General features: G+C 42.8%; 12 protein-coding genes and 1 pseudogene. 9 read left to right on the top strand and 4 right to left on the bottom strand.

What is annotated here, in order from left to right; genetic code table 11:
- Together FTV03_RS14680 and omp33-36 are read left to right on the top strand one after the other, a co-directional pair.
- Nucleotides 1-107: pseudogene (locus FTV03_RS14680) on the top strand (IS5/IS1182 family transposase); the annotation flags it as partial.
- Between the two features lie 441 nt (nucleotides 108-548).
- Nucleotides 549-1,481 carry a porin Omp33-36 gene (gene omp33-36 / locus FTV03_RS14675; protein ID WP_257220809.1) on the top strand — a complete coding sequence of 311 codons (933 nt, stop codon included), beginning with the start codon at nucleotides 549-551 and terminating at the stop codon, nucleotides 1,479-1,481.
- Nucleotides 1,482-1,539: 58 nt separating this feature from the next.
- Here the strand turns inward: omp33-36 and FTV03_RS14670 are convergent, their stop codons facing one another.
- Nucleotides 1,540-2,235, bottom strand: coding sequence for an ion channel (locus FTV03_RS14670; RefSeq protein WP_180008803.1), 696 nt, complete (start codon nucleotides 2,233-2,235; stop codon nucleotides 1,540-1,542).
- A 254-nt stretch (nucleotides 2,236-2,489) separates the two neighbouring features.
- On the opposite strand from FTV03_RS14670, the gene FTV03_RS14665 reads away from it, so the two are divergent.
- The gene (locus FTV03_RS14665; RefSeq protein ID WP_180041964.1) at nucleotides 2,490-2,864 is read left to right on the top strand and encodes a hypothetical protein; all 375 of its coding nucleotides are present in this window, start codon (nucleotides 2,490-2,492) and stop codon (nucleotides 2,862-2,864) included.
- Nucleotides 2,865-2,952: 88 nt separating this feature from the next.
- Here the strand turns inward: FTV03_RS14665 and FTV03_RS14660 are convergent, their stop codons facing one another.
- Nucleotides 2,953-4,668 carry a cation acetate symporter gene (locus tag FTV03_RS14660; protein ID WP_180002715.1) on the bottom strand — a complete coding sequence of 572 codons (1,716 nt, stop codon included), beginning with the start codon at nucleotides 4,666-4,668 and terminating at the stop codon, nucleotides 2,953-2,955.
- A 1-nt stretch (nucleotide 4,669) separates the two neighbouring features.
- Nucleotides 4,670-5,002 (bottom strand): DUF485 domain-containing protein, encoded by a 333-nt coding sequence (locus FTV03_RS14655; protein WP_078190540.1) that lies wholly within the window; start codon nucleotides 5,000-5,002, stop codon nucleotides 4,670-4,672.
- A gap of 181 nt (nucleotides 5,003-5,183) precedes the next feature.
- Between FTV03_RS14655 and FTV03_RS14650 the strand changes: the two genes are divergently transcribed.
- Nucleotides 5,184-8,672 carry a PAS domain-containing hybrid sensor histidine kinase/response regulator gene (locus tag FTV03_RS14650; RefSeq protein WP_180022766.1) on the top strand — a complete coding sequence of 1,163 codons (3,489 nt, stop codon included), beginning with the start codon at nucleotides 5,184-5,186 and terminating at the stop codon, nucleotides 8,670-8,672.
- Between the two features lie 447 nt (nucleotides 8,673-9,119).
- A complete protein-coding gene (locus FTV03_RS14645; RefSeq protein ID WP_171525947.1) occupies nucleotides 9,120-9,869 on the top strand; it encodes a hypothetical protein in 750 nt (249 codons plus the stop codon).
- Between the two features lie 426 nt (nucleotides 9,870-10,295).
- Here the strand turns inward: FTV03_RS14645 and FTV03_RS14640 are convergent, their stop codons facing one another.
- Nucleotides 10,296-10,946 carry a response regulator transcription factor gene (locus FTV03_RS14640; RefSeq protein ID WP_078190543.1) on the bottom strand — a complete coding sequence of 217 codons (651 nt, stop codon included), beginning with the start codon at nucleotides 10,944-10,946 and terminating at the stop codon, nucleotides 10,296-10,298.
- 374 nt (nucleotides 10,947-11,320) lie between these two features.
- Between FTV03_RS14640 and msuE the strand changes: the two genes are divergently transcribed.
- From msuE to FTV03_RS14620, 4 genes are all read left to right on the top strand, one after another.
- Nucleotides 11,321-12,052 carry an FMN reductase gene (msuE, locus tag FTV03_RS14635; protein ID WP_078190544.1) on the top strand — a complete coding sequence of 244 codons (732 nt, stop codon included), beginning with the start codon at nucleotides 11,321-11,323 and terminating at the stop codon, nucleotides 12,050-12,052.
- A 39-nt stretch (nucleotides 12,053-12,091) separates the two neighbouring features.
- Nucleotides 12,092-13,198 (top strand): dimethylsulfone monooxygenase SfnG, encoded by a 1,107-nt coding sequence (sfnG, locus tag FTV03_RS14630; RefSeq protein WP_078190545.1) that lies wholly within the window; start codon nucleotides 12,092-12,094, stop codon nucleotides 13,196-13,198.
- A 493-nt stretch (nucleotides 13,199-13,691) separates the two neighbouring features.
- Nucleotides 13,692-15,110 carry a deoxyribodipyrimidine photo-lyase gene (locus FTV03_RS14625; protein WP_180041962.1) on the top strand — a complete coding sequence of 473 codons (1,419 nt, stop codon included), beginning with the start codon at nucleotides 13,692-13,694 and terminating at the stop codon, nucleotides 15,108-15,110.
- Between the two features lie 125 nt (nucleotides 15,111-15,235).
- Nucleotides 15,236-15,850, top strand: a complete 615-nt coding sequence (locus FTV03_RS14620; RefSeq protein ID WP_180022763.1) for a riboflavin synthase subunit alpha — start codon at nucleotides 15,236-15,238, stop codon at nucleotides 15,848-15,850.
- The last annotated feature ends 167 nt before the right edge of the window (nucleotides 15,851-16,017 follow it).

Here is a 16,017-nt window from a genome sequence, read left to right as displayed (position 1 = left end):
TGAAGACATTTAGAATATTAAGTGAACGCTATCGAAATAGACGGAAAAGATTCGGTTTACGCATTAACTTAATCGCTGCACTGGTAAACCGGATAAATTTTCAATAATGACTTTCGCAAGAGATCTATTCATTTAAGTGAATTAGACCTCAGATTTAAAACAAAAACGTCCATTTACTATGCAAATAAACAGTTTTTGCCCAACAATTCGGCAGTCAAAGCCGCAATTTATCGCTTCAAATGCGTGAAAAGCGTTAGAATTTGCCCTTCGTATTAAATGTTATTTTAAATAAAAATAAATACATTGATTGTTATTTCAGATTGAAAAGTTGTGTATTTTTTCAAGTGTATTTTTTTAATTAAGAATTTAATCAAACTTACTTAATTGTTCTCAATGATTTTTTTTCAGTGACTTATTAGTTAGAGTAAAAACTGAATTTCCTATTATGAAATAAAGATCTGAGTCAGAGACTGAATAATAACCTTTAGGATCATTGACTTAATATATTGTTACAATACAATGCTCAATGTTTAATCCATTTGTAACAACTGGTAGAAAATCATGAAAAAACTCGGTTTAGCCACTGCTTTAGTTTAGCCACTGCTTTATTATTAGCCATGACCGGTGCTCAAGCTTACCAATTTGAAGTTCAAGGCCAAGCAGAATACATCGACACAACTGCAAATGACAAAGATTTCATTGGTGGTGTTCAAGGTACTTACTACTTCAAAAATGTTGACTCTACAAAAGGTCCTTTAGCAGAAGCTGCATTCTTAAACCAAGCTTCTAACGTAGCTGTTGCTTACAACTACGGCGAAGTTGGTTCACAAGGTGTTGACGTAATTGCTCATAACTTTGGTGCTAAAGCTGAAGCTTATGTTCCAACTAAAGTTGTTCCTGTATATGCAAGCGCGTCTTACAGCCACACTATTTTAGATTCTAAAAACCAAGCATCGAAAATATTAGAAGACAACGGCGACCGTTATGCATTAGAAGTTGGTGCGCTTCCAACTCAAAACTTCTTAGTTGCTGTTGGTTACACTAGCGTTGCTGACCAAGCTGCTGTTGACGCGTTCAACGTTATGGGTAACGGTGTTGCTAAAGCTGCTGCAGAAGCTACAACTATTGGCCAAGACCAAGACGCAATCACTGCACGTGCTAAATATGTTGGCGCAATCGACGACACTAACATGGCAATTGGTTTCGAATCAGGCATCATCTACGGTGATGACACTGCTTACCAATTCAAAACTGATCTTTTCGTAACTCCTAAATTAAGCGTTGGTGCTTCTTACGCTGAATCTAGCTTTGCTGGTACTCCAGACTCAGCTTGGGGCGCGAACGTAAACTACTTCATCACTCCTGCTGTTGCAGTTGGTGCTAGCTATGTAAATGCTAACTATGAAGCAGCTAAAGCGACTGAAACAAGCTTTATCGGCGACACTCAAACTGTTGGCGTAAACGCTAAATTCCGTTTCTAATTCATATTAGATACTGAATACCAAAAAGGACGCATTTGCGTCCTTTTTTTTCCTGCCATTATTTGTCTTTGGGCTCATGGCGTTCCGGTAAATGGGCAATATATTGCAATGCAATTAAGCGTGAAACGATGAGAGCCAAATACATCACCCCACAGAACATTTGAAGCATAGCCAAGACCCGTGCAGGCGCACTCACAGGCATGAGATCCGACAAGCCCGTGGCAGACTGCAAACTAAAACTTAAAAATAATAAATCTAACCACGACTGCATGCCCGGCTCTGCAGGATTCACAAAACTATCCGGATAAATCAGCTGACAAATACTATAGAGAAAAGCAAAACCCCATGCGATGAGGGTAAATACTGCCCCTGCTGCAAAAAGTTCATCTTTGGTTAAATAGCGATCGGCAAACATATAGCGTAATAAGCCATAGGCTGCACTAAAATACGCACAGGCTTCAAAACCATGCGCAATAATTTGAATATTCGGATGATTTACACCGAGCATAATCAAAGTAGAAAACAATACGGCGCAGCCAACAAAACTCAGTCCTAGAATCGTAAACATTGGAGTTTGGCGAATCACTTTGGCAATGATCAATAGTACCGACACCCCAAGTACCCAAATTAGCGCACGAAAAGACAGACTTTCTCGGGTAATCGCGGTTAAAACCAAGATCAGAAACTGCACCAGTAACAGCCATGCTGAGGGTAAAAGTCTAAAGCTTTTCCAAAAATCCACGAATCCTTGCATTATGTTCAATCTCTATATTTTTTTATCATGCGCTGAAATGATCAATCTGAAGCATCATCAACTGATTGATTTTAAATTAGCATGAAGCAAGTTTCTTCTACTGCAAAGATTTGTTGAGCGTGTCCTGAAAAACATCACATATGCCTACTGTTCTGCCTCAGTTTTTTTATCACCTATGAGCCTCAAAAAGCCTATTGTAAGTTTCAGCATTCAGGCGCACATTTAAAGAAATCTCCTGCGTGGTAGATTTCATTATGAAAAAACATCTCGTATTTGCTCCCCTCTGTCTGCTCATGCTCTCTGCCTGTACACAAGACAGTCCGCTCCTCAAAGGCCATGAAAATTATGTGGGGACTTGGCAAAACAACCACAGTGAATTAGTGATCAAAGCGTCGGGCGAAGTGACGTATTACCATCAAGAACATACTGAAAAAAGTATTGCCAACCAAACCTTCAGTGGTGCTGAACAGTCGCGAATAAAAGCCCATTTGAGCAGTTTTGGTGATCAGAGCTTTAGCATCGGTCAGGATAATTTCTCTCAACAATTCACCATTCAGCGCTCGCCTTATCAAGATGATCAAGGCCATTGGAAAATGTCGATCAATGGAGAAAATTATACACGCAAATAGGACAGAGATTTGTCTACAAACCTCTGCGTCATATCATTCACTAAATATAAAAAAAGCCCCTTATTAGGGGCTTTTTAGGCGATTCAGATTAGTGATCTGAAGCACCAGAGATACCAATACCAGTTTGTGAACGTACATACTGTGCATCGAATGCTTTACGCTCAGCTTGTGCTTGTGCTGAATTATCAGTCACAGAGAACAACCAGCAGCAGATGAATGCCAATGGCATTGCAAAGATAGCAGGACCATTGAATGGGTTAATTGGTGTTTCAGAGATTGCGAATGTATCTACCCAAACTGCTTTAGATAAGATAATTAGGGTCACTGCTGTAAGCAGACCTACTAAACCGCCAATCACTGCGCCGCGAGTGGTCAAGCCTCTCCAGAACATAGACAATACAAGTACTGGGAAGTTTGCACATGCTGCTACAGAGAACGCCAAGCCAACCATGAATGCAACGTTTTGTTTCTCGAACAAGATACCTAAAATCATCGCGAAGATCGCAAGACCTAAAGTCGCGATTTTAGACATACGAAGTTCAGATTCTGGCGTTGTTTGACCTTTCTTGAATACGTTTGCATACAAGTCATGTGAAATAGCTGAAGCACCAGACAATGTTAGACCTGCAACAACTGCAAGAATCGTTGCGAATGCCACCGCTGAAATGAAGCCCATGAACAAATCACCGCCTAATGCATCAGATAAATGCACCGCAGCCATGTTGTTACCACCAACAAGCTCTAGCTTGCCAGTTACCGCCATTTTTGCAACATCAAGGAATTGTGGGTTGTTTGAAACGTAAAGGATCGCACCAAAACCAATGATGAAAGTCAGTAGGTAGAAGTAACCAATGAAACCTGTTGCTACAACCACTGATTTACGCGCTTCTTTGGCATCTTTAACCGTGAAGAAACGCATTAAGATGTGTGGTAAACCTGCTGTACCGAACATTAATGCCAGACCTAGAGAGATCGCATCAATTGGGTTCGCAGCCAATTTACCAGGCCCCATAATATTGCCCGCTTCTGCCAAAGTCACTTCGTGAACTTTAGAGAAAACTTGAATAGATTGTGAGAACATTTCAGAGAAGCTGAAGCCCACGCCCTTCATGACCATGAATGCCATGAACGTTGCGCCAGAAAGTAGCATCACTGCTTTAATGATCTGTACCCAAGTCGTTGCCAACATACCGCCGAAGATTACATACGCCATCATCAGCAAGCCAACAATCACAACCGCAATGTTGTAGTTTAGACCGAATAACAATTTGATTAACTGGCCTGCACCTACCATCTGTGCGATTAGGTAGAACGCTACAACCACCAGCGAGCTCATTGCTGCCAATGTACGTACTGGTTTTTCAGCCAAACGGAACGATACAACGTCAGATAAGTTGAATTTACCTAAGTTACGCAGACGCTCTGCTACTAAGAACAATACAATTGGCCAACCCACCATAAAGCCCAATGAATACAGCAAGCCATCAAAGCCTGAACTGAATACCATTGCGGAAATACCGAGGAACGATGCTGCTGACATATAGTCACCGGCAATCGCTAGACCATTTTGGAAACCTGAAATACCACCACCAGCAGTATAGAAATCTGCAGTGTTGGTAGTTTGTTTTGCAGCCCATTTAGTAATTAGCAGCGTAAAACCTACAAAGATGGCAAACATGATAATTGCGTGCCAGTTGGTCGCTTGCTGCTGTGCTTCACCTAAATCTGGTCCTGCCATTGCCATGCTTGACATGAGCAGAGCGGGAGCCGCCAGTGCTGTTGCTTTCAATGAATTCCATTTCATCTTAGTGAAGTCCTTTTTCTTGAGTAATTGCTTCTACTTCACGCATTGCTTCTTCGTTTAATGCATCTAATTTATTATTTGCAATGTACGAATACACACCACAGAGTAGGAATGACAATACAATAATGCTCAAACCTAATGGCATACCAATCGTGGTTACACCACCACTCACGGATTGCATCAAGAACTCTTTGTTATAGCCCACAAGTAGCATGAAGCCGACATAGACCACCAACATGATGATCGTCAAAGTCCAGCTCAACTTACTTTTACGGCTAACCATTTCCTTAAATTTTGGATTCTGTAGAATTTGTTCTACCTGTCTCTCATCCATAATGTTCTCCTTACGCCGAACCTTGGCGCGCAATTTTCTAATTCGAATTATTTCGAAGCTAAACTTACCAATGTTCCTTATCTCTTGTAATTTAGACTTTGGTCGTTAAATTTTGAGCAATAACCTCCCTAAGCCTATGGATGCGTTATCATTAAGCGAGAATTAATATGCTGCAGGCTCTATGAATAGTTGGCTTATCGTCGGGGTATTGGCCCTTTACATCGCATTACTCTTTGTATGTGCATTCTTTGGTGAAAAGCATGCCAGCAGGCTCAGTACTCGCGGCAGAATGCTTCTCTTTAGTCTAACTTTAGGGGTTTACTGTTCATCTTGGACGTTTTATGGCGCAACAGGTGCCGCGGTTCGTGAGGGCATTATTTTCCTGCCGATCTATCTAGGACCGCTGCTATTTGTTGCGCTCGGCTATGATATTTGGCGACGTTTAGGCCGTGTCCGTCAGCATCATGCCATTTCATCGATTGCCGACTTTGTAGCAGCACGATATGGTAAAAGTGGCCCCTTAGCGTCATTAGTCACGATCCTTGCCGTGATTGCCATTATTCCCTATTTAGCCTTGCAACTACGTGCAATTGCCCTAAGTGCAACGGTCATTTTAGAACCGACCGCTGGTCTGACCAGCACCACCAATAGTGTGCTGTTTTTGACTGGTGTATTGGCGATTTTGGCGATGATGTTTGGGACACGACAGATTGCCAATACTGAACAGCACGGCGGCTTAATGTTGGCTGTGGCATTTGAGTCTTTCGTCAAGCTGTTTGCACTACTTGCAGTCGCATTTTTCTTTGTTTTTGAATCACCTGAAAACATGGCTCAAATCAGCCATGACATCAACACCACCTTTAAAGATGTTCAGCTCAAAGGTGTGCCAGAAAGCTTTTGGATTCAAACTTTATTGGCTGCATTAGCGATTATTTGTCTACCACGTCAGTTCCATGTCGCGGTGGTTGAACTGCGAGATGAAAAGCATATCCGTGGTGCTCGTCGTTGGTTTGCCATTTATCTGATTTTAACTATTATCGCGATCATCCCGATTGCCAGTTGGGCGCTGCATGCAGCACCTGCCTACTTGGCAATCCCCGATGTTGCTGTGCTCTCACTGCCTTTGAGTTATAACCAAGACTGGTTGACCTTACTTGCATTTCTCGGTGGTTTTTCAGCTTCGACAGGTATGCTGTTGGTGTCGTCAGTGGCCTTGTCGATTATGCTCAGTAATGACTTGATCATGCCTGCACTGTGGCGTACACGCTTATTGTCACGTCATGACAAACGCCTACCACTCGTACTGAAATTCACACGTCGTGTATGTATTTTAGCGGTCATGTTATTGGGCTTCTTGTTCTTCCATTTCTTCAATGACATTGACCAATTATCGGTATTTGGCCTATTGGCCTTCAGTGCTGTGGCACAGTTTGCACCGGCGTTAATTGGTGGTTTATATTGGCGCGGCGGAAGTAAGCAAGGCGTATATGCAGGTCTGTTGGTCGGCTTTGGCATGTGGGCTTATACCCTGTTATTACCAACCGTATTGCGTAGCCTGCCTGAACAATTTAAAACATTTACCGAAAATCTTTTAAGTCAGGGTCCGCTAGGCTTGAGTTGGTTACGTCCTGAAGCACTGTTAGGGTTTGAATCTTTCGATCCACTTACCCATGGCGTAGTTTGGGCACTGGGTTTAAATATCACCCTCTATATTTGGATTTCCCGCGTCTTCCGTCCAAGTGTTGCCGAGCAAATTCAGGCCGAAAGTTTCTTTTATTATGAAACCAAGCCCCTCCCGGCTCAAAGTACATCAAACGACATCAGCTATATTCACCATGATGTGGCACGCTTAAAAGTAGGTGATCTGATTACTTTGGCAAAACGCATTACCGGTGAAGGTCCAACTATGCGCGCCTTCAACCAGTTCTGCGCACAAAACAATGTCGTTTTGAATGAAAATAGCAGCGCCAACGGCATGTGGTGGCGTTTTACCGAACAGTATCTTGCCGGCACCATCGGTGCGGCATCTGCCCGTACCCTACTCACCACAGCCATGGTCAATAATGGTTTAGCACTCGGTCAGGTCGCCAATATTCTTGACCAAGCCTCACAGTGGCAGCGCTTTAACCAAAACCTGATCATGACCATGATCGACCATATGACTCAAGGTGTGTCCGTGGTTGATGAAAATATGTGTTTGGTGGCATGGAATAATCAATACCTCAAACTGTTTGATTATCCAAAAGACATTGTCTATGTCGGTTGCCCAATTTCAGACTTGATTCGTTATAACGCTGAACGCGGCGAATGTGGTCCTGGTTCAGTCGAAGAACATGTGCGTAAACGTATGCATTGGATGCAAGTCGGCAGCGCACACGAATTTGAACGAATTCGTAAAGATGGTCGTGTAATTCAGATGCGCGGGAACCCGATCGAAGGCGGTGGTTTCGTCACGACCTTTGCCGATATTACTGCATTCCGTGAAAATGAAGCCTTGCTTGAAGGGCGTGTACAAGACCGTACCCAACAGTTGGCAGATGCCCTGTCCGAACAACAATTGGCACGTGAGCAAGCCGATAAAGCCAATATGTCGAAAAGCCGCTTCATTGCTGCTGCAAGCCATGACTTATTGCAACCGATGCATGCTGCTCGCCTGTTTAGTACCGCCCTCGAGCAAAGCGTACAAAATGACGATGATCGTAAAACGCTTCAGCAACTAGATCGTGCGCTGCATGGTGCGGAAAGTATGCTCTCTGCCCTCTTGGATATCGCACGACTCGAAGGTGGAACCATTCAACCAAAACGTCAGCCTTATCCGCTGCATGACTTACTCAGCGATCTTGAACTGCAATTTAAATCGATTGCGGCACAGCGTAATATCAAACTGACCGTACATGATGCTCAGTTCTGGATTGACACCGACCCACAGTGGATTCGTCGTATTATTCAAAACTTCGTCAGCAATGCCCTACGCTATACGGCGCGTGGTCGTGTTGTGGTGGGTGTGCTACGTTCAGCACGTCCAGGACATATTCGTATTGGCGTTTGGGATACAGGTCCTGGGATCGCGGAAGAACAGCGCATTAAGTTGTTCCAAGAGTTCGAACGCTGTGGACATACCTCTCCATGGGGCGAACAGGGTCTGGGCTTAGGTTTAGCCATCGTGCAACGCATGACCAGCCTACTCGACTACCCAGTGCATGTGTTCTCAGAACTTGGTCATGGTTCGTGTTTTATGATTGAAGTGCCTGTGGTCGCTGCGCCAAAAGTGGTCGCTGCACCGACTCAAGCGGTTCCGCTGAAGACCAAAGCCTATAAGATTCTGTGCTTAGACAATGATGAAACCATTTTGGAAGGGATGTCGACCTTACTGACCAAATGGGGCTATCAAGTCTTTAAAGCCACTGAACCTGAACAGGCCATGGAGTTGATTCAACAAGAAAATATTCAAGTTTGGTTGGTTGACCAACACTTGAATAACAACAAGATCGGTCTCGACTTTATTTTAGATAACCGTCAGGAAAATGTCCCTGTGGCGCTGATTACCGCAGATTCTGATCCTGAACTACCGCAACGTCTAAAAGAGTTAAACATCGTCTTACTGAAAAAACCATTGAAACCGGCTTCACTGCGTTCATGGTTATCTGGTTTAAAAATTTCAAATCAGTAGCGTTGTTACAGGACATCGCTCTGTGAAAAGTAGCCCATTTCATTCACATGAAATGGGCTTTTGTTTACCTTGCTTTTACTTAAACTTACCTAACTGGCAAAAAAATTTGTCTCAACGGCAAGACCATTCAAAATAGCCCCGATATTTCGTCTATTTATTAGCCATAAATATCAAATTAAGATTGCCTATGGCAAAAGATATCGAATGCGTGAGTGAACACTTGTACACTTAGTTACAATTAAAAATCTATTTGATTTAAATCATATTTTTATAACCAAAAATAAAAACTAAAACTTTAGTCGTATATTTAGCTGCGGCCGTTCGTTTTAAAAATATTCATAAGAAGTTGATCAGTTTCAAGCCAATTCAAGAAGCGTCATAACTCAACACTTGAGAAGCTGATCTCCCCCGCATATTAGGAGTGATCTTGTGAATATTTCAGAAACAATGCCGCATGGTTTTGATCAAAATCTACAGTTTCATCGTCAGTATGGTGCCAATGCCATTTTGCCAGAGATCGATTGGCGTCAGCTATTTAAGTTCAGCAAATTAAGTGATGTGCAAGTCGAAGCGCTGGAAACGCTCTATCGCAGTGCCGTTCCTCTCGCGTTACAAGTGTTTGATGAACTGAATTTTGATGTCTTTGCGCCGAATGCCTACAAACCTCAAGGCCTTGGCTTATTCGATCGACTGGCAGAGCAAGAAGACCTACTGCTGCAAAATTTAGAAGCAGAATCCAATGGCTTGGGTTTGGACACCCGTCATCAGATTTGGAGCATGCTACTGCGTGGTGGTGCGGTTTTGGTGTTTAAAGCGTGGCTCGGTAAAGTCAAAACCGACAAAAACCAGCTGGATAAAACACAGTTTGATGAATTATCTGATTTACTATTTATTAAAACAGCGCCATTTGAATTGGCACAACGTTTAAATGTCGATGCCAACTCCAAGCAAGACCATATCTTCCTGATGTATGACAATGATGTTTATCTGGATCGTTTTAACAGCTTAGAAACTGCAGCCCTATTTGTGGATTTGGGTGTTTATGATGCGGCTTTCCTGAGTTTACGTGATGACCGTGTCGCGGATTATCTCAAAGCGCGCGGCTATGTGTCCGATGAACAAATTGATGAATTACAATGTGCGCTCAACCCTTTGTACTGTACGGATTTGACGCCTAAGCAAGACTATATTGCTTAAGTTATTGTTGAAGTTGTTTATATAAGGTATTAACTGATGTTACGCAGTAACATCAGAAGCACAATTTGATTCAAATAAAAGAACGATACGCGGTAACGTCATCCGCAAGTGTTTGAGACAGGACGACTTCTAATCACAAATGTTTTTGCGATACTTTGAATAATTTGGCGCAAGTGAACGAGTTTTGCGGATGACAATGGTTTTGGGTACTTTTGCCGAAACAAAAGTACCTCCAGCCGAAGGCTGATCCCTTTATTTAATCCCTAGATGTAAGACTCCGTCGAACTGACTTAAAAATCATTTTAAAAATGCGAAATTACTTTTAGGTGCGTAATATCAGTTATTGGTTTAATTCGCATTGTTCTATCGCTTAAACAGCATAAAAAAAGACCTCCACGATGGAGGTCTTTTTTTTGGAAAAAATCCTTAGATTTTCTTTTCTTCAATATTCAATGCATTAATTGCCAATACAGCTTGAGTTCGGTTTTGTACGCCTAACTTACGGAAAATCGCCGTTACATGCGCTTTAATAGTTGCTTCAGATACATCTAACTCATAGGCAATTTGCTTATTCAACAAACCTTCCGCCACCATCATTAACACACGGAATTGTTGCGGTGTTAAAGACTGAATACGTTCTGCCAATGCTGTTTCATCTGCAGCACGTGGGTCAAAGTTCATGTTGGCAGGTAAATTTGGTGGTAACCAAATCTCGCCTTCTAAGACTTGACGAATCGCTTCACCAATGTGGCTTGGATGCGCAGATTTTGGAATATAACCCATCGCACCATGTGCAATCGCACGTTGGATAATCGACGCTTCTTCATGCGCAGAGACCACAATGATTGGAATCGATGGATATTGTGCGCGAATATGCACCAAGGCAGAAAAGCCTGAAGCACCTGGCAAGTTTAAATCCAATAACACAAGATCAGGCTCAGGGCCATTTTCAAGACGTTCATAGCATTCATTGACTGCTGCAGTCTCATGAATTTGCGCCTGAGGCAAACTATAACGAACCGCCTGAATTAAAGCATGACGAAACAGCGGGTGATCATCAACGATTAAAATATTCATAAGCAACGTGAGAGATCTTGTGCACAATGACCCTATTCTAACCACACATGCTATGTGAAGGATATGCAAGAACTTATTTTTTTGCATTTAAAATGTAGATTTTCGCCTAAAATGCGTCTTTTTTCGCATTTTCTATAAATCTTTAAATCTAATCATATTTTCATATAAATTTTATCAACACAGTAAAAATGCTTATATCTAAGCATTATATGTTGAAATATCAACAGTTTAAAATTTGAAATTTCACGAATCTTGAGGTTTTTCCAACATATCTAAAAATCAGATAACTTTTCTGATTTTCGTTATTTTACAGTGATCCACGCATCGGGATTAATAAAAGGCATTCCGAGAAACCACACTTTTAGGTTTAAAAAATGTCTCAAGTTAATCTACAAAAACCCCTGAATATTGTTGCTGTGTCAGGTGGTCTAAACAATCCATCTAAAACTGAAGCTTTGGTACAAGCCATTGTTGATGAGCTCGGTGATGCGACTCCAATCAATGTGCATTTTATTAAGTTTAGTGAAATTGGCAATTTATTAGGTGGCGCGATTTACCGTAACCAATTGCCACAACGTGTACAAGATGACCTTGCTGCCGTTGAAGCTGCTGATGCACTGATTGTTGGAACACCAGTTTACCGTGCTTCATTTACAGGCCTGTTTAAACACTTCTTTGACTTTGTCGAACAAACTGCCTTGGTGGATGTACCTGTCTTGCTTGCAGCTTCGGGTGGTTCTGAACGCCATGCTTTAGTGCTTGAACATCAACTGCGTCCATTGTTCAGTTTCTTTCAAGCGCAAACATTACCAATCGGAGTCTATGCAACAGATCGTGATTTCACCCCTGAATACACCATTCATAGTGAATTACTCCGTGACCGCATTACTTTAGCTGTAGCACGTGCGCTGCCGATTTTGGAATGGGCTCCAGCCAAAGGTCAGCGTGCTGAAGTGGTGAAAGCCAAGTCTCAACAAGCCAACCAAAACTTGGGCATTAATAAGCAAATCGAGCAAGAAGAAGTCCTTCCTTCTGCAGCTGTTCCAAGTTTGGATGCCGCTGAAGCTCGACTGCATAGTAAAAAGCCAAAAACGCAAGTGGCCTAAACACCACAGCTTAACAATTCGATCCCGAGGGTTTGCAAAATGTCAGTACAAGAAAAAAACATTACATTTGCGTATTGGGTACCAAACGTCAGTGGTGGTTTGGTGGTCAGTAATATTGAACAGCGTACCGATTGGAGCTACGACTATAACGTGCGTTTGGCACAAGCTGCAGAAAAAAGTGGCTTTGATTATGCGCTGACTCAAATTCGTTTTACCGCAGGCTATAACGCGGAAAATCAACATGAATCGGTTAGTTTCAGTCATGGTATTTTGGCCAAAACCGAAAAGCTCAAAGTCATTGCAGCGATTTTACCCGGCCCTTGGAAACCAGCTCTGGCTGCGAAACAATTGGCGACCATCGATCATCTTACCAATGGCCGTATTGCAATCAATGTTGTAAGTGGTTGGTTCCGTGGAGAGTTTGATGCGATTGGTGAAGAATGGCCCGAACATGATCAACGCTATGCGCGCTCTGAAGAGTTCATTCGTAGCTTAAAAGGCGTGTGGACGCAGGATAACTTTAGTTTTGATGGTAAATACTATCAATTTAAAGACTACACCCTATCTCCAAAACCTGTGCAAAAACCGCATATCGAAATCTTCCAAGGTGGCAGTTCACGTGCAGCACGTGACATGGCATCCCGTGTTTCCGATTGGTACTTCACCAACGGCAATACCCCTGCTGAGTTGAAAAAGCAGATCGATGATATTCGTGAAAAAGCCAAAGCTAACAACCATCAGGTCAAAATCGGGGTGAATGCCTTCATTATTGCCCGAGATACGGAGGAAGAAGCCCAAGCGGTGCTTCAAGCTATTATCGACAATGCCAATACCGAAGCGGTCAATGCCTTTGGCGATGCAACTCGTGAAGCAGGTGCATCCACCAAAGAAGGCGAAGGTAACTGGGCAAAATCTACTTTTGAAGATTTGGTTCAATATAACGACGGCTTTAAAACCAATCTGATTGGCACGCCACAACAAATTGCCGAACGCATTGTGGAACTCAAAAGTGTAGGTGTCGATTTGGTTCTCTCAGGTTTTCTCCACTTCATTGAAGAAGTGGAATACTTTGGCGAAAAAGTGTTGCCACTGGTTCGTGAACTGGAAGCTCAACAGCAGCAAGTTGTGCAGGCTAAATCAGCATAATTGTTGATGCAGTCACAGCTCATGTAATCAGCATAATAATCACAACCGGCTCACTTCACTTTCCTCCCCTAAGGCTCGGCTTAGGGGATTTTTTATCTCGAGTACCATTTAAAGACATGCTCTGATTCTAGAAAATGAGCTGACCTGTAGACAAAGAAAAAGCCCGACATCCTGTCGGGCTTTTTCTATATGGATACTTAAGCATGACTCCTGTCTTGCTTCACAGTCCTGATGGTGAACACTTTGTTATTGTTTTATGTTCCGGAACGTCCTGTTCCTGTATGAGTTCATCTTAGGTAAAATTTAAAAGTGCGCCTAGCATCAAAAACTTCGTTGCTTGTACGCTTAAGCTGACAGAATTGTGCGCAATCGGTTAAGTTAAACGATAGATATTATATGGTTTTTTATAGAAATCGATTTTTTAGATAATTTCATTACCAATAGATACCCCCGTAATTCTGGTGATATTTCCAACAAAAACGAGGCAATAAACATGCAACTGGTTTGGTTTCGACAAGATTTAAGACGACATGACCATAGCGCACTGTGGCAGGCGACACAGTCTGGTCCAACGATTGCCTTTATTGCGCTTTCTCCTGAACAATGGGCAAGGCATGACGATGCCCCCATTAAAATCCATCGCTATCTTGCCCAACTGGAACTTTTGCGACAGCAATTGGCTGAACTAAATATTCCACTGATTATTCAGCATATTCCCCATTGGTCAGACATCGCCAATGAGCTATTAACCCTATGTACTCAGCTCAATATACACACTGTTCATGCACATATTGAACATGGTGTGAATGAACTTAAACGAGATCGCGAAGTACAACAGTTATTAGAACAGCAGCACATCTCTGTTGAGCTGTACCATGACCGCACCCTGTTTCCTGTTGGCAGTATTCGCAATCAATCTGGACATCCTTATCAAGTCTTCGGTGCATTTAAGAAAAATTGCTACGAGAAATTGAGCATCAGTGTGCCCAGTTGTTATCCTGCGATCGAAGCCCAAACGGCTCTCGCCCAGCATCCTCTGTGGCAAACCGAATTCGATCTTCGTCCTTTTTATCCCGCAGGGCTGTTAGCAGCTCAAATCGAGCTTTGGCCGATTGGGGAAAATCATGCACAGCAGTGCTTAGATGAATTTATAGAACAACATCTGAGTCGTTATGCTGATGATCGGGACTATCCAGCGCTCAATGCTACCAGTCGAATTGGCATGTATCTCAACTTGGGCATCTTGTCTATTCGCCAATGTCTGCAAGCCCTGTTTCGTGAACAAGGTGGCTATTTCCAGATCGACCACAGAGGGCAACAAACGTGGCTCGATGAGCTACTTTGGCGTGAATTTTACCAACACATTTTATTTGACTACCCGCAGGTATCTCAGCACCAGCCGTTTCAAACCAAAACCTTAAAAATAAAATGGCGCCATGCACCACAAGACTTGGCTGCATGGCAGCAAGGTCAGACAGGCATTCCAATTGTCGATGCAGGGATGCGTCAACTACGGGCTACGGGTTGGATGCATAATCGGGTGCGGATGATTTGTGCCATGTTCCTCAGTAAGAATCTACTGATCGATTGGCGGTTGGGGGAGCAATGGTTTATGCAGCACCTTGTCGATGGCGACTTAGCAGCCAATAATGGCGGTTGGCAATGGTGCGCCTCGACGGGTACAGATGCTGTACCTTATTTTCGGATTTTTAACCCGATCAGCCAATCTCAGAAATTTGATCCGAACGGGGATTATTTACGTCAATGGCTACCTGAACTGGCAGATTTGGATGCAAAGCAAATTCACCAACCCTTTGCCAAAAATCCTCAACTAGAATTGAACTACCCTCAGCCGATTGTCGATTTAAAGCAGTCTCGCCTAGCGGCAATTGAAACTTTCCGAGCATTGTAGGCCATTGCCAAGATCGAACTGCTAGGGATCAAAACGCTGTACTGAAATGGTCACTCTAAGGCATAGCCGATCGGTCGTTTTGTCCCTACAATACAGAAAACGCAAATCATTTTAGAGACGCTCACATGTATACAGGCATCGTGCAAGGTTTAGAAAAAGTCTTAGACATTCGTCAAGGCAATGGCTTCACAACCTTGGTGATTTCAAATCATCAGAATTTTTTTCATGATGTCTTTATCGGGGCAAGTGTGGCGATTAATGGCGTGTGTTTAACGGCCACACATATTGATTTGGCAGCCAACCAAGTACATTTTGATGTCTCAGATTTGACCAATCAACTCACCACGCTAAAAGCTCTCAAGGCCGGTGATGAGGTCAATGTCGAACGCTCAGCCAAAGTTGGCGCAGAAAATGGTGGTCACAATCTGTATGGTCATATCGAAGGCACAGCCACGATCAAAAACTTAGAGCATCGCGGGGAAACCTTTCATCTCGATATTCACATTCCGGCAGGCAATATTAAATATTTCTTTCTCAAAGGTTTTATTGGACTCAATGGTTGCAGTTTGACTGTGAACCGTGTTGATCGTGCCAATAGTGAAATTTCAATCGATCTCATTCCTGAAACACTGCGCCTCACTACATGGAAAGATGTCCAAGTCGGTGATGCCGTGAATTATGAAATTGATCAAACAACGCGAACCTTAGTCGATACCTTAGAAAATATTCATCAGCGTTAAAATCGACTGACAGCACATTGCAAAAAGCCTCCCTTTCGGATAATGCCAGTCAGTTAAGAGATTGACTGGCTTTTTCTTGGGTATTTTTGAGGTTTTCCTTTTACAACCCTTGGATAACTCCTCACTCTTCTCTCAGGTATAACATACCGATTAGATTTCTCCATTAA

It is taken from the genome of Acinetobacter sp. YH12218 (genome assembly GCF_013417925.1).
Taxonomy (GTDB): Bacteria; Pseudomonadota; Gammaproteobacteria; order Pseudomonadales; family Moraxellaceae; genus Acinetobacter; species Acinetobacter amyesii.
Note: the sequence above shows the minus strand (reverse complement) of the source record. Positions and strands in the feature narration are given on the sequence as shown.